This is a genomic window from Gordonia sp. SGD-V-85 (assembly GCF_001456905.1).
GTDB classification, from domain to species: domain Bacteria; phylum Actinomycetota; class Actinomycetes; order Mycobacteriales; family Mycobacteriaceae; genus Gordonia; species Gordonia hongkongensis.
Genome location: NZ_LNQO01000016.1, coordinates 35876 through 50499, shown reverse-complemented (window position 1 = coordinate 50499; position 14624 = coordinate 35876). Strand labels below are relative to the sequence as shown.

Sequence of the window (14624 nt, the reverse complement as noted above, 5' to 3'; positions counted from 1 at the left end):
TCATGGCCACCGCAGTCTCCACTCCACCACCCGACACGACCCCGAAGGCACCGCTGACGTCCTCGCGTGATCACGTCACGCGCGCCGAGGGCTGGCGGCGTCGCGGCCCGCTCCTGCCGGCCCTGATCTTCTTGATCGTGGTCACGCAGATCCCGTTCGTGTTCACGCTGTACTACTCCACCCAGTCATGGAACCTGGTACGTCCGGATTCGCGTGCGTTCGTCGGTCTCGACAACTATGTCGCGGTCTTCGGCGACAGTCAGTTCTGGCGGGTGACGGTCAACACGATCCTGCTGATCGTCGGCACGGTGCTCATCTCGGTGCTCCTCGGTCTGATGTTCGCCCTTCTGCTCGACCGGAAGTTTCTGGGCCGGGGCGTGGTTCGGACACTGCTCATCACGCCGTTCCTGGTGACCCCGGTGGCGGCTGCGCTGCTGTGGAAGACGAGCTTGCTCTCGCCGACCAACGGACTCGTCAACTGGGCGCTGAGTCCGTTCGGTATCGAGACCGACTGGCTGTCGGAGTTCCCGCTGATGAGCGTGATGGCCGAATTGGTCTGGCAGTGGACGCCGTTCATGATGCTGCTGATCCTCGCGGGCCTGCAATCGATGCCCCGTGACATCCAGGAAGCGGCACGCGTCGACGGCGCCACGAGCTTCCGGCTCTTCCGGGAACTCACACTCCCGCATCTGCGCCGGTTCATCGAACTGGGTGCGGTGCTCGGGGCCATCTACCTGGTGAACACCTTCGACGCGGTGTACATGATGACCTCCGGTGGTCCGGGTGTCTCCAGTTCGAATCTGTCGTACTACATCTACCAGCGCGCGTTCCTCGGCTTCGACATCGGCCAGGCCGCTGCGATGGGTGTCGTGACGGTGATCGGCACAATCGTCGTCGCCACGCTCGCCCTGCGACTGATCTTCAAATCATTCTCCGGAACAGAGGAGCCGGCCTGATGACCACCGACATTCGCTCCGACCATTCCTCGGCGCGCAATACAGAAGACAAGTCCGGCACCGAGATCCGCCGTCGTCGACAACCGCGCCAGGCAGCCCTCACCGCCGTCACCTGGATCCTCGCGATCGGGTTCTTCTTCCCGGTGCTCTGGATGGTGCTGACGGCGTTCAAGCAGGAGAGCGACGCCGCGACGAACCCGCCGACCTTCATCTTCGAGCCCACACTGCAGCAGTTCCGCGACGTCTTCGACGCCGGAATCGCCACACCCCTGTTGAATTCCTTGTTCGCGACGATCGTGTCGACGATCCTGGTGCTGTTGCTCGGCGTGCCGGCTGCGTTCGCGCTGTCGCTGCGCCCCGTACGCAAGACCAGGGATGCGCTGTTCTTCTTCATCAGCACCAAGATGCTGCCGATCGTCGCCGCAATCATCCCGCTCTATGTGATCGTCGGCGAGATCGGGATGCTCGACAACATCTGGACGCTGGTCATCCTCTACACCGCGATGAACCTACCGATAGCGGTGTGGATGATGCGGTCGTTCTTCCTCGAGGTCCCCGGCGAACTCCTCGAGGCCGCCAGTATCGACGGCGCCAGTCTGTGGACCTCGGTGCGTGAAGTCATCCTCCCGCTCATCTCGCCGGGAATCGCAGCGACAGCACTGATCTGCGTGATCTTCTCGTGGAACGAGTTCTTCTTCGCCGTCAACATGACCGCGGTCAACGCGCAGACGATGCCGGTGTTCCTGACCGGTTTCATGTCCGGCCAGGGCCTGTACTGGGCGCAGCTGTCCGCCGCATCCGTGCTCGCCGCGCTGCCGGTCGTCATCTGCGGCTGGATCGCCCAGAACAAGCTCGTCCGCGGCCTCTCATTCGGCGCAATCAAGTGATCCACTCCCTCTGACACGCACTCGCACAACACCTTTGTAGAAACCGGAGAACATCATGGCTTCCATCACCTACGACAAGGCCTGCTGCGTCTACCCCGGCGCGGACAAACTCGCCGTCGACTCACTGAACCTGGACATCGACGACGGTGAGTTCGTGGTCCTCGTCGGACCGTCGGGCTCGGGCAAGTCCACCGCCCTGCGCATGCTCGCCGGGCTCGAAGAGATCGACTCGGGTCAGATCCGGATCGGTGGCGACAACATGGTCGGCGTCGCGCCCAAGGACCGCGACATCGCGATGGTCTTCCAGAACTACGCGCTGTACCCCAACAAGACCGTTGGGGAGAACATGGGTTTCGCGTTGAAGATGCGGGGCGTGCCCGCCGACGAGCGCAAGCGCAAGGTCGCCGAGGCCGCGCGGTTGCTCGACCTGACCGACTTCCTCGACCGCAAGCCGGCGAAGCTGTCGGGTGGCCAGCGGCAGCGTGTCGCCATGGGGCGGGCCATCGTTCGCGAACCGCAGGTCTTCTGCATGGACGAACCGCTGTCGAACCTCGACGCCAAACTCCGCGTTCAGACCCGTACCCAGATCGCGGCCCTGCAGCGGCGTCTGGGCACCACGACCGTCTATGTCACCCACGACCAGGTCGAGGCGATGACGATGGGGGATCGTGTCGCTGTCCTGAAGAACGGTGTGCTGCAGCAGTTCTCCACGCCGACGGAACTGTACGACCGCCCGGTCAACGCATTCGTCGCCGGGTTCATCGGCTCGCCGGGGATGAACCTCTTCGTGGCGCCGGTCGTCGACGGTGTGATCACCGTGTCGGGTGCCGCCGTGGACATCGACGCCGAAGCGCAGGCCGCGCTGCGTCGTTCCGGTCTGGAGTCCGTGGTCGTGGGCATCCGTCCGGAGCACCTCGCGTTGTCCGACGGTGGCACCGGACTCAACGCCGACGTCGCCCTCCTCGAGGAACTCGGCAGTGAGACCTACATCTACGCCAACCTCGCCGACGACTCGGTCCGCAACCTCGACGGCGATCCGATGGTGATGGTCGCGCGGTCTGCCGACCGGGCCCCGGCCAAGCGCGGTGAGGGTATCCGCCTGCGCCAGTCCGACAGTGCGGTGCACCTTTTCGACCCGTCCACCGGAGACCGCATCAACTGACAAGTAGGTCCCGGCCTGCGTGCTCGAGCGCGCGTCGAAACCACCCCGGTGCACCCGCCGAATAGCTCGGAAGGCACCCTCGGAGACTGTGACCATCTGGGAACTAGTCGTCGTACTCGTCGCCGGCGTCGGGGCGGGCGCGATCAACGCCCTCGTGGGCAGCGGAACCCTCATCACGTTCCCGACGCTGGTCGCGTTCGGCGTCCCGCCGGTCACCGCGACGATGTCCAACGCGATCGGCCTCGTCGCCGGCGGGGTGTCCGGAACGTGGGGATACCGGCGTGAACTCGAGGGCCAGTGGCCGCGACTCCGGTGGCAGATTCCGGCGTCGTTCACCGGTGCGATCGCCGGCTGCTGGCTTCTGCTCCATCTGCCGGAGACGGTGTTCGAGACCGTGGTCCCGATTCTGCTCGTCGCCGCGCTGATCCTCGTCGTCGCCCAGCCCTACATCCAGAGATGGGTGGGCACTCGCACGTCCCCCGGCGGAGACCTCACGCCATCGCACCTCGGTCCCCTGCGGATCGCGGCGATGACCCTCGGCACATTCGCCGTCGGTGTCTACGGCGGCTACTTCACCGCCGCGCAGGGCATCCTCTTGATGGGCATCCTGGGGGTGGTCGTCCCCGACCACCTGCAACGGCTGAACGCGGCTAAGAACCTGCTGTCCCTGGTGGTCAACGTCGTCGCCGCCGTCACGTACACGCTGGTCGCGTTCGACCGGATCGATTGGTGGGCCGCGGCGGCCATCGCCGTCGGCTCGCTCATCGGCGGTTTCCTCGGCGCCAGGTACGGGCGGCGCCTCTCCCCCCGCGCGCTTCGCGGGGTGATCGTCGTCGTCGGGCTCATCGGCCTCTGGCGACTGCTCGCGTGATCCCGGGGTGCACGGTCGACGTGAATCGACGCCCAGTCGACGGGCCTCGGGTCAGTGCGCGGCGGCGGTGTCCTTCTTGCGCCGCGGGATGACGTGCAGGATCGCCACGATGATGGCACCGACCACGAGGCCGACGACGGCGGAGAGCACGGTGCCGGCCGTCCAGGACAGCACGGCGCCGAAGCCGCCGTGGACCAGCTCTTCGAACCAGTGCTCGACGTCGTGGAGCCGATCGGCGGGCCAATGGAAGCCGGCCTCGCCGACGTTGACGATCAGGATGTGGCCGCCCACCCAGAGCATGGCCGCGATACCGACGACCGTCAGCGTCGACATGATCTTGGGCATGGCGCGGACCAGACCGCGGCCGATCTTCTGCACCGTCGGCGACTCGCGCTGCGCCAGTGCCAGCCCGACGTCGTCCATCTTCACGATGACGGCGACGACGCCGTAGACGAGCGCGGTGATCAGGAAGGCGACGACCACGAGGACCGCGAGACGGGTCCAGAACGGTTCGGACTCGACGGAGGACAACGAGATGACCATGATCTCGGCGGACAGGATCAGGTCGGTGCGGATCGCGCCGCTGACCATCGTCTTCTCGAACTCCGGACCGGCTTGGCCAGCGGTCTGCTCTTCGGCGTGGTGGCCGCCGCCGATCGCCTCCCAGACCTTCTCGGCGCCCTCGAAGCAGAGGAACAGGCCGCCGGCGATCAGCAGGTAGGGAAGCGCCTGTGGGAGGAACTGGCTGAGAATCATCGCCACCGGCAGGATGATCAGCAACTTGTTGCGGATCGAGCCCAGGGCGATCTTGCGCACGATCGGCAACTCGCGGTCGGGCGTGAACCCGTGGACATAGCGAGGTGTGACCGCGGTGTCGTCGACCACGACTCCCGCCGCCTTGACGCTGGCCTTACCGGCCGCCGCGCCGATGTCGTCGAGAGATGCGGCGGCCGCCCGGGTGAGGGTCACGATGTCATCGAGCAGGGCGACGAGACCACTGGCCACGTGAACCTCCGGGATTCGAGGAACTGAGTTCTCGAACAGTATGCCGAAACGGACGCGGACCACACCGTGCAGAGCGGTCCGCGTCCGTTTCGTCGGATTCGGTTGTCGGGCGCCGGATGACGCCGGGTCGGGTCAGGTACGCGCGGGAACGGCCGGGGTGTCGTCGGCAGCGTCACCGGCCTCGCCGAGTCCGCGGCGCTTCCGTCGGATCGTCAACAGCGCCAGCAGACCGATCGCGCTCGAACCGATGAGGAAGTAGGCGGGGGAGAGCGAGTTGCCCGTGCGGTCGATGAGCCACGTGGCGATGTAGGCGGCGGTCCCGCCGGCCAGGACCGTCGACAGGTTGAAGCCGAGGGCGACACCGGTCAGACGAACCTTCGTGTCGAACAGCGACGGGAACAGCGGCGCGGTGGCGACCTGGATCAGCGGGGTGCACAGTGCGAACACCGCGAAGGCGATGGCGGCCACCGCCAGACCGTGCCCGGTCATCAGAGCCATCGCGGGGTAGGCGAGGGTGGCGGCGGTGAGCAGGCCGGCGATGAGGACGGGCCGACTTCCGAAGCGGTCCACCAGGATTCCAGCCAATGGCATACACGATGCGATGAAGACGATCACGCCGGCGGCGGTCCAGGTGACCGCGGTCTGACTGTATCCACCCTCGCGGACGAGGTGGATGCCGATGTAGGTGAGCACCATGTACCCGGTCGCGTTCTGAGCGATACCCAACCCGAGGACCTGCAGGACCTGGGCGGGCTGACTGCGCAACAGCTCTCGGAGCGGCGCCTTCGGCAGTTCGCGCCGTTCGGCGGTCTTGGTGAACTCGGGCGAGTCCTCGATGCGGGTTCGCAGCCACAGGCAGAGCACCAGCAGCGGCAGGCCGGCGACGAACGGGATGCGCCAGCCCCAACTGTCCATCTGGGCCTCGGAGGTCAGTGCCGAGGTGGTCGCGACGACGATCGCAGCCAGGGCGAAGCCACTGTTCGAGCCCAGTGCAACGATCGATCCGCCCAGACCGCGACGCTTCGGTCCGACGATCTCGTAGACGTAGGTCAGCGCGCCGCCGAGCTCACCGCCCGCCGAGAAGCCCTGGAGCAACCGGGCGATGACCAGCAGGATCGGCGCGAGGACCCCGACCGCGGCGTAAGTGGGCAGCAGGGCCATGAGCGTGGTGCCCACACCCATCAGGATCACCGACACCAGGAGCGCTCGTTTGCGGCCGAAGCGGTCGCCGAGACGTCCGAAGAAGATGCCGCCGATCGGCCGCATCAGATATGCCGACGCGAAGACGGCGAGGCTGGACAACAACGAGGCGGTCGGGTCATCGCTGGGGAAGAACAGCGGGCTGACCACGACCGCGAGGTACGCGTACACCGTCAGGTCGTAGTACTCGACCACCGTTCCGATGCCGGCCGCGACGACCGCTCGCCGGCTCCGTCGATCCTGGGATGCCATGAGGTCTCTTTCTGGGAATGGACTCTGGGGCACTAATATGTACATATTTAGTGAGACGTGGGTTACTGTAGAACGCGTCACGAGCAATCGGCAAGAGCATCCGGAGGAATCACCATGCGTCCCACGCACTCTCCACGTCCCGATCTCGCCGTGCGCTACCGGGCGGCGGGGCATTGGCGCGACCAGACGGTCGACCACTTCCTCGAGCGGGCCGCCGCGCTGTATCCCGACACGGTCGCGGTCATCGACGGCGACCGGCGGCTGACCTTCGCCGATGTGGAACAGCAATCCCTGCGCCTGGCCGCGGCGCTCCACGACCGCGGTGTGCAGCCGGGCGACGTGGTGTCGTTCCAGCTCCCCAACTCGGCCGAGGCGGTCGTCGTCTTCCATGCGATCCATCGGGTCCGTGGTGTCGCCAACCCGATCGTGCCGATCTACCGGGAACGCGAGGTCGGGTTCATTCTCGGCCAGGCGGGCACCAAGGTCGCCTTCGTTCCCGGAACACACCGAGGATTCGATCACGTCGCGATGTATGCAACTCTCCGACAACGACTTCCGGAACTGGACCTGGTCGTCACGACCGACGGCCAGGCAACCGACGGCCAGACCGTCGGACTCGCCGATCTGATCGCGTCCGCGACGCCGGAGATGATCGAGGCGGTGCGCGCGCTGCCGCCCGCCGATCCCGACGACGTATGCCTGCTGCTGTACACATCGGGGACCACCGCGGATCCGAAGGGCGCGTTGCACAGTCACAACACCCTCGTGTTCGAGAACATGTCGATGATCGACACGTTCGGACTCAACGAGCGCGACGTCGTGTTCAACCCGTCGCCGGTGACGCATGTGACGGGCGTGAACTGCGCCCTCACCCTGCCCTTCCTCCTCGGTGCGCCGGTGGTGCTCCAGGACGCGTGGGACCCGGAGGTCGCACTGACGAGGGTGCTCGAGGAGCGCGCCAGCTTCATGATCTTCGCGACCCCGTTCCTACGTGGCCTCTTGGACGCGGCCGTCGCGCGTGGCGTACGCACACCGTCGGTGCGCTACATCATCTGCGGGGGTGCCGACATCCCGGACTCGCTGGTGACCAGATCCACCGAGGTGCTGGGCACCGTGACGCGGATGTACGGCGCCACCGAGGGGCCGTCGGTGACGTCCGCCAATCGCTCCGACGAACCCCGCCTGCGTACCGGGACCGATGGCCGCGTGCTCGCCCCGACCGAGGTCATCGTGTCCGACGGCGCCGGGGGTATCGCTGCGACCGGCGTCGTCGGTGAGGTGCTGTGGCGCGGGCCCGACACCTTCCTCGGATACCTCGACGCATCGCTCAACGACGAGGCCTTCACCGCCGACGGGTTCTTCCGCAGCGGTGATCTCGCCTACTTCGATGCCGACGGTGGAATCCACATCGTCGGCCGGATCAAGGACATCATCAATCGGTCCGGCGAGAAGATCAGCACCCACGACGTGGAGAACGAACTGAGTGAGCATCCCGCGGTCGCCGAGATCGCGGTCGTCGCCGGGCCGGACGCCCGAACCGGGGAGCGGGGGTGCGCGTTCGTGGTCACCCGGGACGCCGTCGACCTCACCCTCGAAGAGGTTCGAGAGTTCCTCTCCGCGAGAGGAATCGCGATGCAGAAGGTCCCGGAGAGCGTGTTCGTCGTCGACTCCCTGCCGAAGACGGCCAGCGGGAAGATCCAGAAGTTCGCCCTCCGCGACTGGACCCGCGACCGCACGACCACACCGCCGCAGATGCAGGCCGTGACCATCTCCGCGGCGCACGAACGGTGAGAAATCCAGCAGGACAGCACGACCGAGCAGGACAGGAACGACGAGAATGACGACGACCGCACCGGGCGCGATCACGCTCGATGACTACGAAGAACAGGCGCGGGCCTGGCTCGACGCCGAACTGCCGGCCTGGGCTGCACAGGAGCACGACCCGACCTACGCCATCTTCCACAATCGGACGCACGACGAGGAGCGTGCGTTGATCGACGCGGCGCGAGCGTGGCAGGCCCGACGCGTCGACGCGGGCTTCGGCGCGATCACCTGGGGCCCGGAGTGGGGCGGACCGGGTCTCACCGCGGGCCACGAACGCGTTTACGTGAACCTCGAACGCGGATACCAGGCCCCCGAACGCCACGAGAACGTTTTGGTGACAGTCGAACTGGTGGCGCCGACCCTGCACGCACTCGGGACCGACGAGCAGCGGAAGCGGTTCGTCCGCCCCTTCCTGCGCGCGGACGAGCTGTGCTGCCAACTGTTCTCCGAGCCCGGGGCGGGTTCGGACCTGGCCGGCTTGTCGACGAAAGCCGTTCGGAGTGGGGACACCTGGCGGATCAACGGCCAGAAGGTGTGGAGTTCCGGCGCGCAGTTCTCCGAGTGGGGTCTGCTCATCGCCCGGTCCGACCGGTCGGCGCCGAAACACAAGGGCATGACCGCATTCATGGTCCCGATGGACACGCCCGGCGTGGAGGTGCGGCCGATCCGGCAGATGTCCGGTGGGTCGACGTTCAACGAGGTCTTCCTCTCCGACGTCGAACTACCGGACTCCCTGCGGGTCGGTGCCGAGGGCGACGGATGGAAGGTCGCGCTCACCACACTCGGTTTCGAGCGGAACTCCAGCGCCGGGATCGTCAGTGCCGGCGGTAACAGCGTCGACCTCGCCCGCCTGGCCGACCGTCTCGGACTGTCCGACGACCCGTTGGCCCGCCAGCAGCTCGGCGACGCCGCGATCTATGAACGGGCGGCGGCCCTCATGGTGGCGCGCTACGCCGAACGTGAACGGGCCGGTGCCGTCCCGGGTGTCGAGGGCTCCATCGGCAAACTCGTGTGGACGCAGAACCTGAAGCGCGTCGGCGACGCCGCGGCGTCGTTCCTCGGCGACCGGATCGTCGCCGACACCGGCGAGCCCGACACGTTCGCATGGTCGGAGCATCTGCTCGGCGCACCCGGGTACCGCATCGCGGGCGGCTCGGACGAGATCCAACGGAACATCATCGGCGAACGCGGCCTCGGACTGCCGCGCGAACCCCGCTAGGAGTACACATGCCCATCGAACTCACCGTGGAGCAGCGCGATCTGCAGGCCGCCCTCACCGATGCGTGGTCGGAACACGCTCCGGCGCAGGATGTCTGGCCGTCGATTCGGGAACTCGGACTGACCGAGATCCCGTTTCCGGAGGATCTGGGCGGGGCCGGGTACGGGGTGAAGGACGCGTCGGTCGTGATGACCGCCCACGGTCGCTGTCTCGGTTCCTCGCCGTACCTCTCGTCGGTGATCATGGCCGGCCTCACCCTGCTCCATGCCGCCGACGACGAGGGGCGACGGGCACACCTGCCGGCCATCGCGTCCGGGGAGCGGCGCGCCGCACTCGTCTGCGACCCCGCCGTGGTCTCCTCGTCGATCGGTGCGGAGGTCACCGATGAGGGAACGCTCGTCCTGAACGGACGGCAGGACGTCGTCCTCGACGCGGCGTCGGCCGACGTGCTCGTGGTCGTCGCGCACACCGCGTCCGGTGTGGAACTCGCCGTCGTCGACGGCAGCTCTGCCGGTGTCGGCCGCCACCAGCGTGAAAGCCTGGATCTCACACGAGAGTTCGCGACTGTCGAGTTCACCGGTGTCGAGGCGACCCGGGTGTCGGGCCCGTATCTCGAGGAGCGGCTGCGCCGGGTTCGGTCGCTGCTGATGATCGCCCTGGCTGCCGAGCAGGTGGGTATCGCCCGCCGGTGCCTCGAGATGACGGTGGACTACGCGAAGACGCGTCAGCAGTTCGGTCGCACGATCGGATCGTTTCAGGCGCTCAAACACCGCCTCGTCGACATGCTCGTTGCCACCGAGCTCGCCGAGGCGACGGTCCTCGACGCCGCGGATGTCGACCGCTTCGACGACGCGGATCTGGCCGAGCGGGCCGCGTCGGCTCGCGTGCTGGCCTCGCGGGCCGCCATGTACGCCGCGGAGGAGGCCATCCAGATCCACGGCGGGATCGGGTTCACGTGGGAGCACCCGCTGCATCACCACTTCCGGCGGGCCAAGACCGACCAGTTGTTGTTCCAGGACGAGGGCGTGCACGTCGACACCGTCGCGCGCGCCATGCTCGGACGGGCCCGCGCGGCGTCGGTGTGAGCGCCGGCGGAGCGGTTCCGGATCGGCGCGTTCGGCCTAGTCGTCGTCGCTGACCTGCGGAGCGCTCGGCGCGCAGCCGCGAAATCCGTCGCTGGTCGAGCCGGCCCCGAGCGGAGCGAGGCGCCCCTCCCCGCGCTGGTTGAGCTGGCACACCTCCGCCGGTTGAGCCGGCAACGAGCCGCTAGGCGAGTCGCCCACCCCCGCTGGTTGAGCCGGCAACGAGCCGCTAGGCGAGTCGCCGTGTCGAAACCACCTGGCGACCACCCCTTCCCTCCGCTGGTCGAGCCGATACCCCTCCGCTGGTTGAGCCGGCAACGAGCCGCTAGGCGAGTCGCCGTGTCGAAACCACCTGGCGACCCGACGATCTCAGCCACCACCGACCCGGACGGCACCATACCGCAACGCCCAGCGCACATTTCGTCTACGACGATGTCATCTGCTGTGGAGACTCATCCACGTTTTGTCGGTGGTCGGGTTTAGATTGGTTGGTAACAGCTCACCCAGCTCGGGGCGGGTGACGAAACAAGCGTCGGGGGGCGTGGTGAAGGCGTGGACCGATCTGCCGGGCGAGTACATCGCCGGGGTCGATCCTGCCCACGCGGCCGAGACCGACATGGTCATGTTGATGGCCGGCCTCGACGCCACCCGGCGCGGCGAGTCCTACCTCGCCTGGCACCAGTATCAGACGATCGCAGCAATGACCGACCGCCTGATCACCACCAGCGCGTCCGGGTTCGTCATGGACGGCCATGCTGACTGCGCGGCCCGCATCGCCCGCCAAGCCGGGGTGTCCCGCCGGCACGCCGAAACCCTCATCGACGAGGCCATCGCACTACGCGACCGGCTCCCCGAGGTTGCCGACACCCTGCGTGACGGGGTCCTGTCGCAGTGGCAGATCCGGCTCATCATCTCCCGCACCGAACTGATCCCCACCGACGACCCGATCACCCCCGCGTTGGATGCCGAGATCGCCGACACGGTGCGCCGCCGAAAAGGGGTGTGGGATCGGGCCCGCCTGCGCGACATGGTCGACCGCCTCGTCTTTCGCCACGACCCCGACGCGGTACGCCAACGCCGCAAAGACGCCATGGACCAACGTGGGGTATGGAGCCACGAACTGCCCGACGGCACCGCCGAACTCACCGCCGTCATGTCGGCGGAAAACGTGCGGATCTCGGCCAAAGCCGTCGCCATCCTCGCCGACACGGTCTGTAAGCGAGATGGCCGCACCCAGGGGATTCGACGATCCGATGCGATGTTCGCGCTGTTGACCCGCACCAGCTTCGACTGCCAGTGCGACGATGAACAGCCGTGCACTGCCGACATCCCGGACCCGCAAAGCGTCCTCGACGCGGTCCGCGCCGAGATCGTGATCCATGTGGTCACCGATGCCGCGACCCTGGCCGGGGCACCCGGGGTCGGGTTCCTCGACGAACACGGCATCATCAGCGACGAACACGTCCGTGACCTCGCCGCCCGCCCGGACGCCACGCTGTCCCCGGTCACCCCCGCCCGCACCCAACCCACCTACGTCGCCCCCAGCACCAATGACGATGACCAGCGGCGGACCGCCCAACGCCCGGCACCAGCCGAGGACACCCGAGCCGACAGCGAGAAGCATTCCACCGCAACCCACTTCGGCGACTCGACCGATGTCACCGCCGCGGGTGTGGCGGTGGTGTATCCGGCGACCCATCCCGGCAACGGGTATCGGCCCACCGCGTCGTGTGCTGATTTCGTGCGGGTGCGGGACGGGTATTGCACCGAACCCGGCTGTACCCGTTCGGCATTCGCGTGCGATCTCGACCATGTCACCGAGTACGACCACACCGACCCCGCCCGGGGTGGGGCGACGTCGAGTGAGAACCTCAACACCAAATGCCGCCCCAGTCACCTCTTCAAGACCCACGGGGACTGGGTTGATGTGCAGTACCGCGACGACGACGGTCGCCTGGTCACCGAATACGAAACGCCCGAAGGGGTCACTCTGCCCGGCGACGCCGAGACGCTGGAAGACACCTTCCCGAACCTTCGGCGGATCCGGTTCGAGCAAGCCGCCCAAGCCCCACCCACACCACGGGTCATCGCCTCCGACAACCCGGAGCGCACACACAGCCGACTGGACGCCAAACTGGCCCGCCGGCGACAAGAACGCGCCCGAAACAAACGAGCCCGCGAAGAACTCGACCGCATCGACCCACCGCCGTACTGACCCGAGAGCACGTGGGGCTCCAATCTGATGACGCGAGTTGTCAGACTTGGTAGCCTGTCGCCACGAGATCGCCGTTCGGTCGACCCCATCGGGACGGCGAACGGTGACCTGAGTGCGAAATGCGGTGAACTGATCAGTGTGACAACCGATTCGGGTGAAACGGACATCGGTCGGCATGGTCGGCATATCCTGCACCTGTGGCACGGCTGGTGACGACGGTGACCAGGGTGCGTCGGGCGCGCAGCGAACCGGAAGAGAGCGACGACGCGGCCCAGCCGCGGAAGGTGGGGTGGACATGGTCTCGGTGACCGGTGCGGTCGGCACGGTGGTGGAATCGGCGCAGGATGCCTTTGGGGCGTTCAAGGTCCTGCGGCGATCGGGTCTCGTGGATCCGACGAAACCCAAGGAGCTGCTGACCACGGTCAAGCGGGCCAAGATCATCGGTCCGTGTGCGGCGGCTGTGGCACACGGTGCCGACGAGTATCCCGAGGCCGGAGCCGTCGCCGACGAGCACGGCGAGCTCACCTTCGGTGAACTCAATGCGCACGCCAACGCACTCGCCAACCACCTGCTCGCGTCCGGCATCAAGCCGGGATCGGTCATCGGCGTCATCGCGCGGGACCACCGGGGTCTGCTCACCACCATGAGCGCCGCGGGCAAGGCCGGGTTCCGCCTGGCCATGATGAACACCGGCTTCGGCAAGACCCAGTTCGCCGAGGTCGCCGAACGCGAGAAGATCGTGGCGATGCTCTACGACGAGGAGTTCACCGACCTCGCCGACTCCCTCCCCGCCGACACCCTGCGCATCGTCACCTGGATCGACGGCAACCGCCCCGTCGGCGACGGCGTCCAGACCCTCGACGACATCGCAGCCACCGGCGATACGTCGACTCCGCCCGAACCAGCCGCGTGGGGTGGACTCGTCATCCTCACCAGCGGCACGACCGGACTGCCCAAGGGCGCCCAGCGATCCAAGATGTCACCGTTCGCCAGTGCGCTTCTGCTGGACCGGATCTCGTTGCCGCAGCGCAGCGCCATGGTGATCGTCTCGCCGATCTTCCACTCCACCGGTTTCGCATTGTGGGGGGTGGGGACGGCGCTGGGCAACAAGACCGTGGTGATGCGTCGGTTCGACGCGGAGAAGACCCTCGCCGCGATCGCCGAGCACAAGGCGGAGGTGCTGGTCGCCGTCCCGACCATGCTGCACCGCATGGTCGCCCTGGGTCCCGACGTCATCGGCAAGTACGACGTGTCGTCGCTGAAGATCGTCGTGCTCGCGGGTTCGGCTCTGTCGCCGACACTTTCGGAAGCCATTCAGGACACGTTCGGTGACGTGCTCTACAACCTCTACGGCTCCACCGAGGTCGCGATCGCCACGGTCGCGCAACCGAAGGAGCTGCGTCTGGCACCGGGGACGGTGGGCCGCGCACCGGTCACGAGCCGACTCGCGCTCTTCGACGACAAGGGCAACCGGATCTCCGGGACCAACGTGCGCGGCAGGCTGTTCGTGCGCAACGGCGCCCCGTTCGAGGGGTACACCGACGGCCGCAACAAGGAGATCATCGACGGTTACATGTCCACCGGCGACATGGCCCGGTTCGACGAGCACGGGCTCCTCCACATCGACGGCCGCGACGACGACATGATCGTCTCCGGCGGCGAGAACGTCTACCCGCTCGAGGTGGAGAACCTGCTCGGCGAGCATCCCGACATCGACGACGTGGCGGTCATCGGCGTCGACGACGACGAATACGGAAAACGTCTGCGCGCCTTCATCGTCGCCGCCGAACATGCGAACCCCACGCCTGAGGACATCAAGGCGCACGCCAAGAAGCACCTCGCCCGGTACAAGGTGCCCCGCGACGTCGTCTTCGTCGAAGACCTGCCTCGCAACCCCACCGGCAAGCTCGTCCGCCGGCACCTCCCGACCGGCCCGCTCTGACCCGCAGCG

11 protein-coding genes are annotated in these 14624 nt (G+C 67.1%); 9 read left to right on the top strand and 2 right to left on the bottom strand.

The genetic code is table 11. From position 1 onward, the window contains the following. The first annotated feature begins 2 nt into the window (after positions 1–2). The 4 genes from AS181_RS17490 (at position 3) to AS181_RS17475 (ending at position 3876) form a co-directional block, all read left to right on the top strand. Positions 3–956 (top strand): carbohydrate ABC transporter permease, encoded by a 954-nt coding sequence (locus tag AS181_RS17490; protein ID WP_058252870.1) that lies wholly within the window; start codon positions 3–5, stop codon positions 954–956. Further along, positions 956–1843, top strand: a complete 888-nt coding sequence (locus tag AS181_RS17485) for a carbohydrate ABC transporter permease (RefSeq protein ID WP_058252813.1) — start codon at positions 956–958, stop codon at positions 1841–1843. The genes AS181_RS17490 and AS181_RS17485 overlap by 1 nt, the downstream gene beginning before the upstream one ends. Before the next feature lie 55 nt (positions 1844–1898). Next, positions 1899–3005 (top strand): ABC transporter ATP-binding protein, encoded by a 1107-nt coding sequence (locus AS181_RS17480; protein WP_058252812.1) that lies wholly within the window; start codon positions 1899–1901, stop codon positions 3003–3005. 88 nt (positions 3006–3093) lie between these two features. Further along, positions 3094–3876 carry a sulfite exporter TauE/SafE family protein gene (locus AS181_RS17475; protein ID WP_058252811.1) on the top strand — a complete coding sequence of 261 codons (783 nt, stop codon included), beginning with the start codon at positions 3094–3096 and terminating at the stop codon, positions 3874–3876. Between the two features lie 51 nt (positions 3877–3927). Here AS181_RS17475 and AS181_RS17470 read toward each other — a convergent pair whose 3' ends face one another. Continuing rightward, on the bottom strand, positions 3928–4881 hold the full coding sequence (locus AS181_RS17470) for a DUF808 domain-containing protein (RefSeq protein WP_058252869.1): 954 nt from the start codon (positions 4879–4881) through the stop codon (positions 3928–3930). A 132-nt stretch (positions 4882–5013) separates the two neighbouring features. Further along, positions 5014–6333 (bottom strand): MFS transporter, encoded by a 1320-nt coding sequence (locus AS181_RS17465; protein WP_058252810.1) that lies wholly within the window; start codon positions 6331–6333, stop codon positions 5014–5016. Between the two features lie 114 nt (positions 6334–6447). Between AS181_RS17465 and AS181_RS17460 the strand changes: the two genes are divergently transcribed. The 5 genes from AS181_RS17460 to AS181_RS17440 all read left to right on the top strand — a co-directional run bounded on the left by AS181_RS17460 (position 6448) and on the right by AS181_RS17440 (position 14615). Then, a complete protein-coding gene (locus AS181_RS17460; RefSeq protein ID WP_058252809.1) occupies positions 6448–8124 on the top strand; it encodes an AMP-binding protein in 1677 nt (558 codons plus the stop codon). Positions 8125–8170: 46 nt separating this feature from the next. Next, positions 8171–9376 carry an acyl-CoA dehydrogenase family protein gene (locus AS181_RS17455; protein WP_058252808.1) on the top strand — a complete coding sequence of 402 codons (1206 nt, stop codon included), beginning with the start codon at positions 8171–8173 and terminating at the stop codon, positions 9374–9376. Between the two features lie 8 nt (positions 9377–9384). Next, on the top strand, positions 9385–10461 hold the full coding sequence (locus AS181_RS17450) for an acyl-CoA dehydrogenase family protein (RefSeq protein ID WP_058252807.1): 1077 nt from the start codon (positions 9385–9387) through the stop codon (positions 10459–10461). Positions 10462–10999: 538 nt separating this feature from the next. After that, positions 11000–12673 carry an HNH endonuclease signature motif containing protein gene (locus AS181_RS17445; RefSeq protein WP_082652967.1) on the top strand — a complete coding sequence of 558 codons (1674 nt, stop codon included), beginning with the start codon at positions 11000–11002 and terminating at the stop codon, positions 12671–12673. Positions 12674–12968: 295 nt separating this feature from the next. Then, positions 12969–14615 carry an acyl-CoA synthetase gene (locus AS181_RS17440; protein WP_058252868.1) on the top strand — a complete coding sequence of 549 codons (1647 nt, stop codon included), beginning with the start codon at positions 12969–12971 and terminating at the stop codon, positions 14613–14615. Positions 14616–14624: the final 9 nt, after the last annotated feature.

What these genes read in the sequence shown, in the direction of transcription:
- AS181_RS17490 (WP_058252870.1), top strand. Translation starts at nt 3, where the DNA reads ATGGCCACCGCAGTCTCCACTCCACCACCCGACACGACCCCGAAGGCA.
- AS181_RS17485 (WP_058252813.1), top strand. Translation starts at nt 956, where the DNA reads ATGACCACCGACATTCGCTCCGACCATTCCTCGGCGCGCAATACAGAA.
- AS181_RS17480 (WP_058252812.1), top strand. Translation starts at nt 1,899, where the DNA reads ATGGCTTCCATCACCTACGACAAGGCCTGCTGCGTCTACCCCGGCGCG.
- AS181_RS17465 (WP_058252810.1), bottom strand. Translation starts at nt 6,333, where the DNA reads ATGGCATCCCAGGATCGACGGAGCCGGCGAGCGGTCGTCGCGGCCGGC.
- AS181_RS17460 (WP_058252809.1), top strand. Translation starts at nt 6,448, where the DNA reads ATGCGTCCCACGCACTCTCCACGTCCCGATCTCGCCGTGCGCTACCGG.
- AS181_RS17455 (WP_058252808.1), top strand. Translation starts at nt 8,171, where the DNA reads ATGACGACGACCGCACCGGGCGCGATCACGCTCGATGACTACGAAGAA.
- AS181_RS17450 (WP_058252807.1), top strand. Translation starts at nt 9,385, where the DNA reads ATGCCCATCGAACTCACCGTGGAGCAGCGCGATCTGCAGGCCGCCCTC.
- AS181_RS17440 (WP_058252868.1), top strand. Translation starts at nt 12,969, where the DNA reads ATGGTCTCGGTGACCGGTGCGGTCGGCACGGTGGTGGAATCGGCGCAG.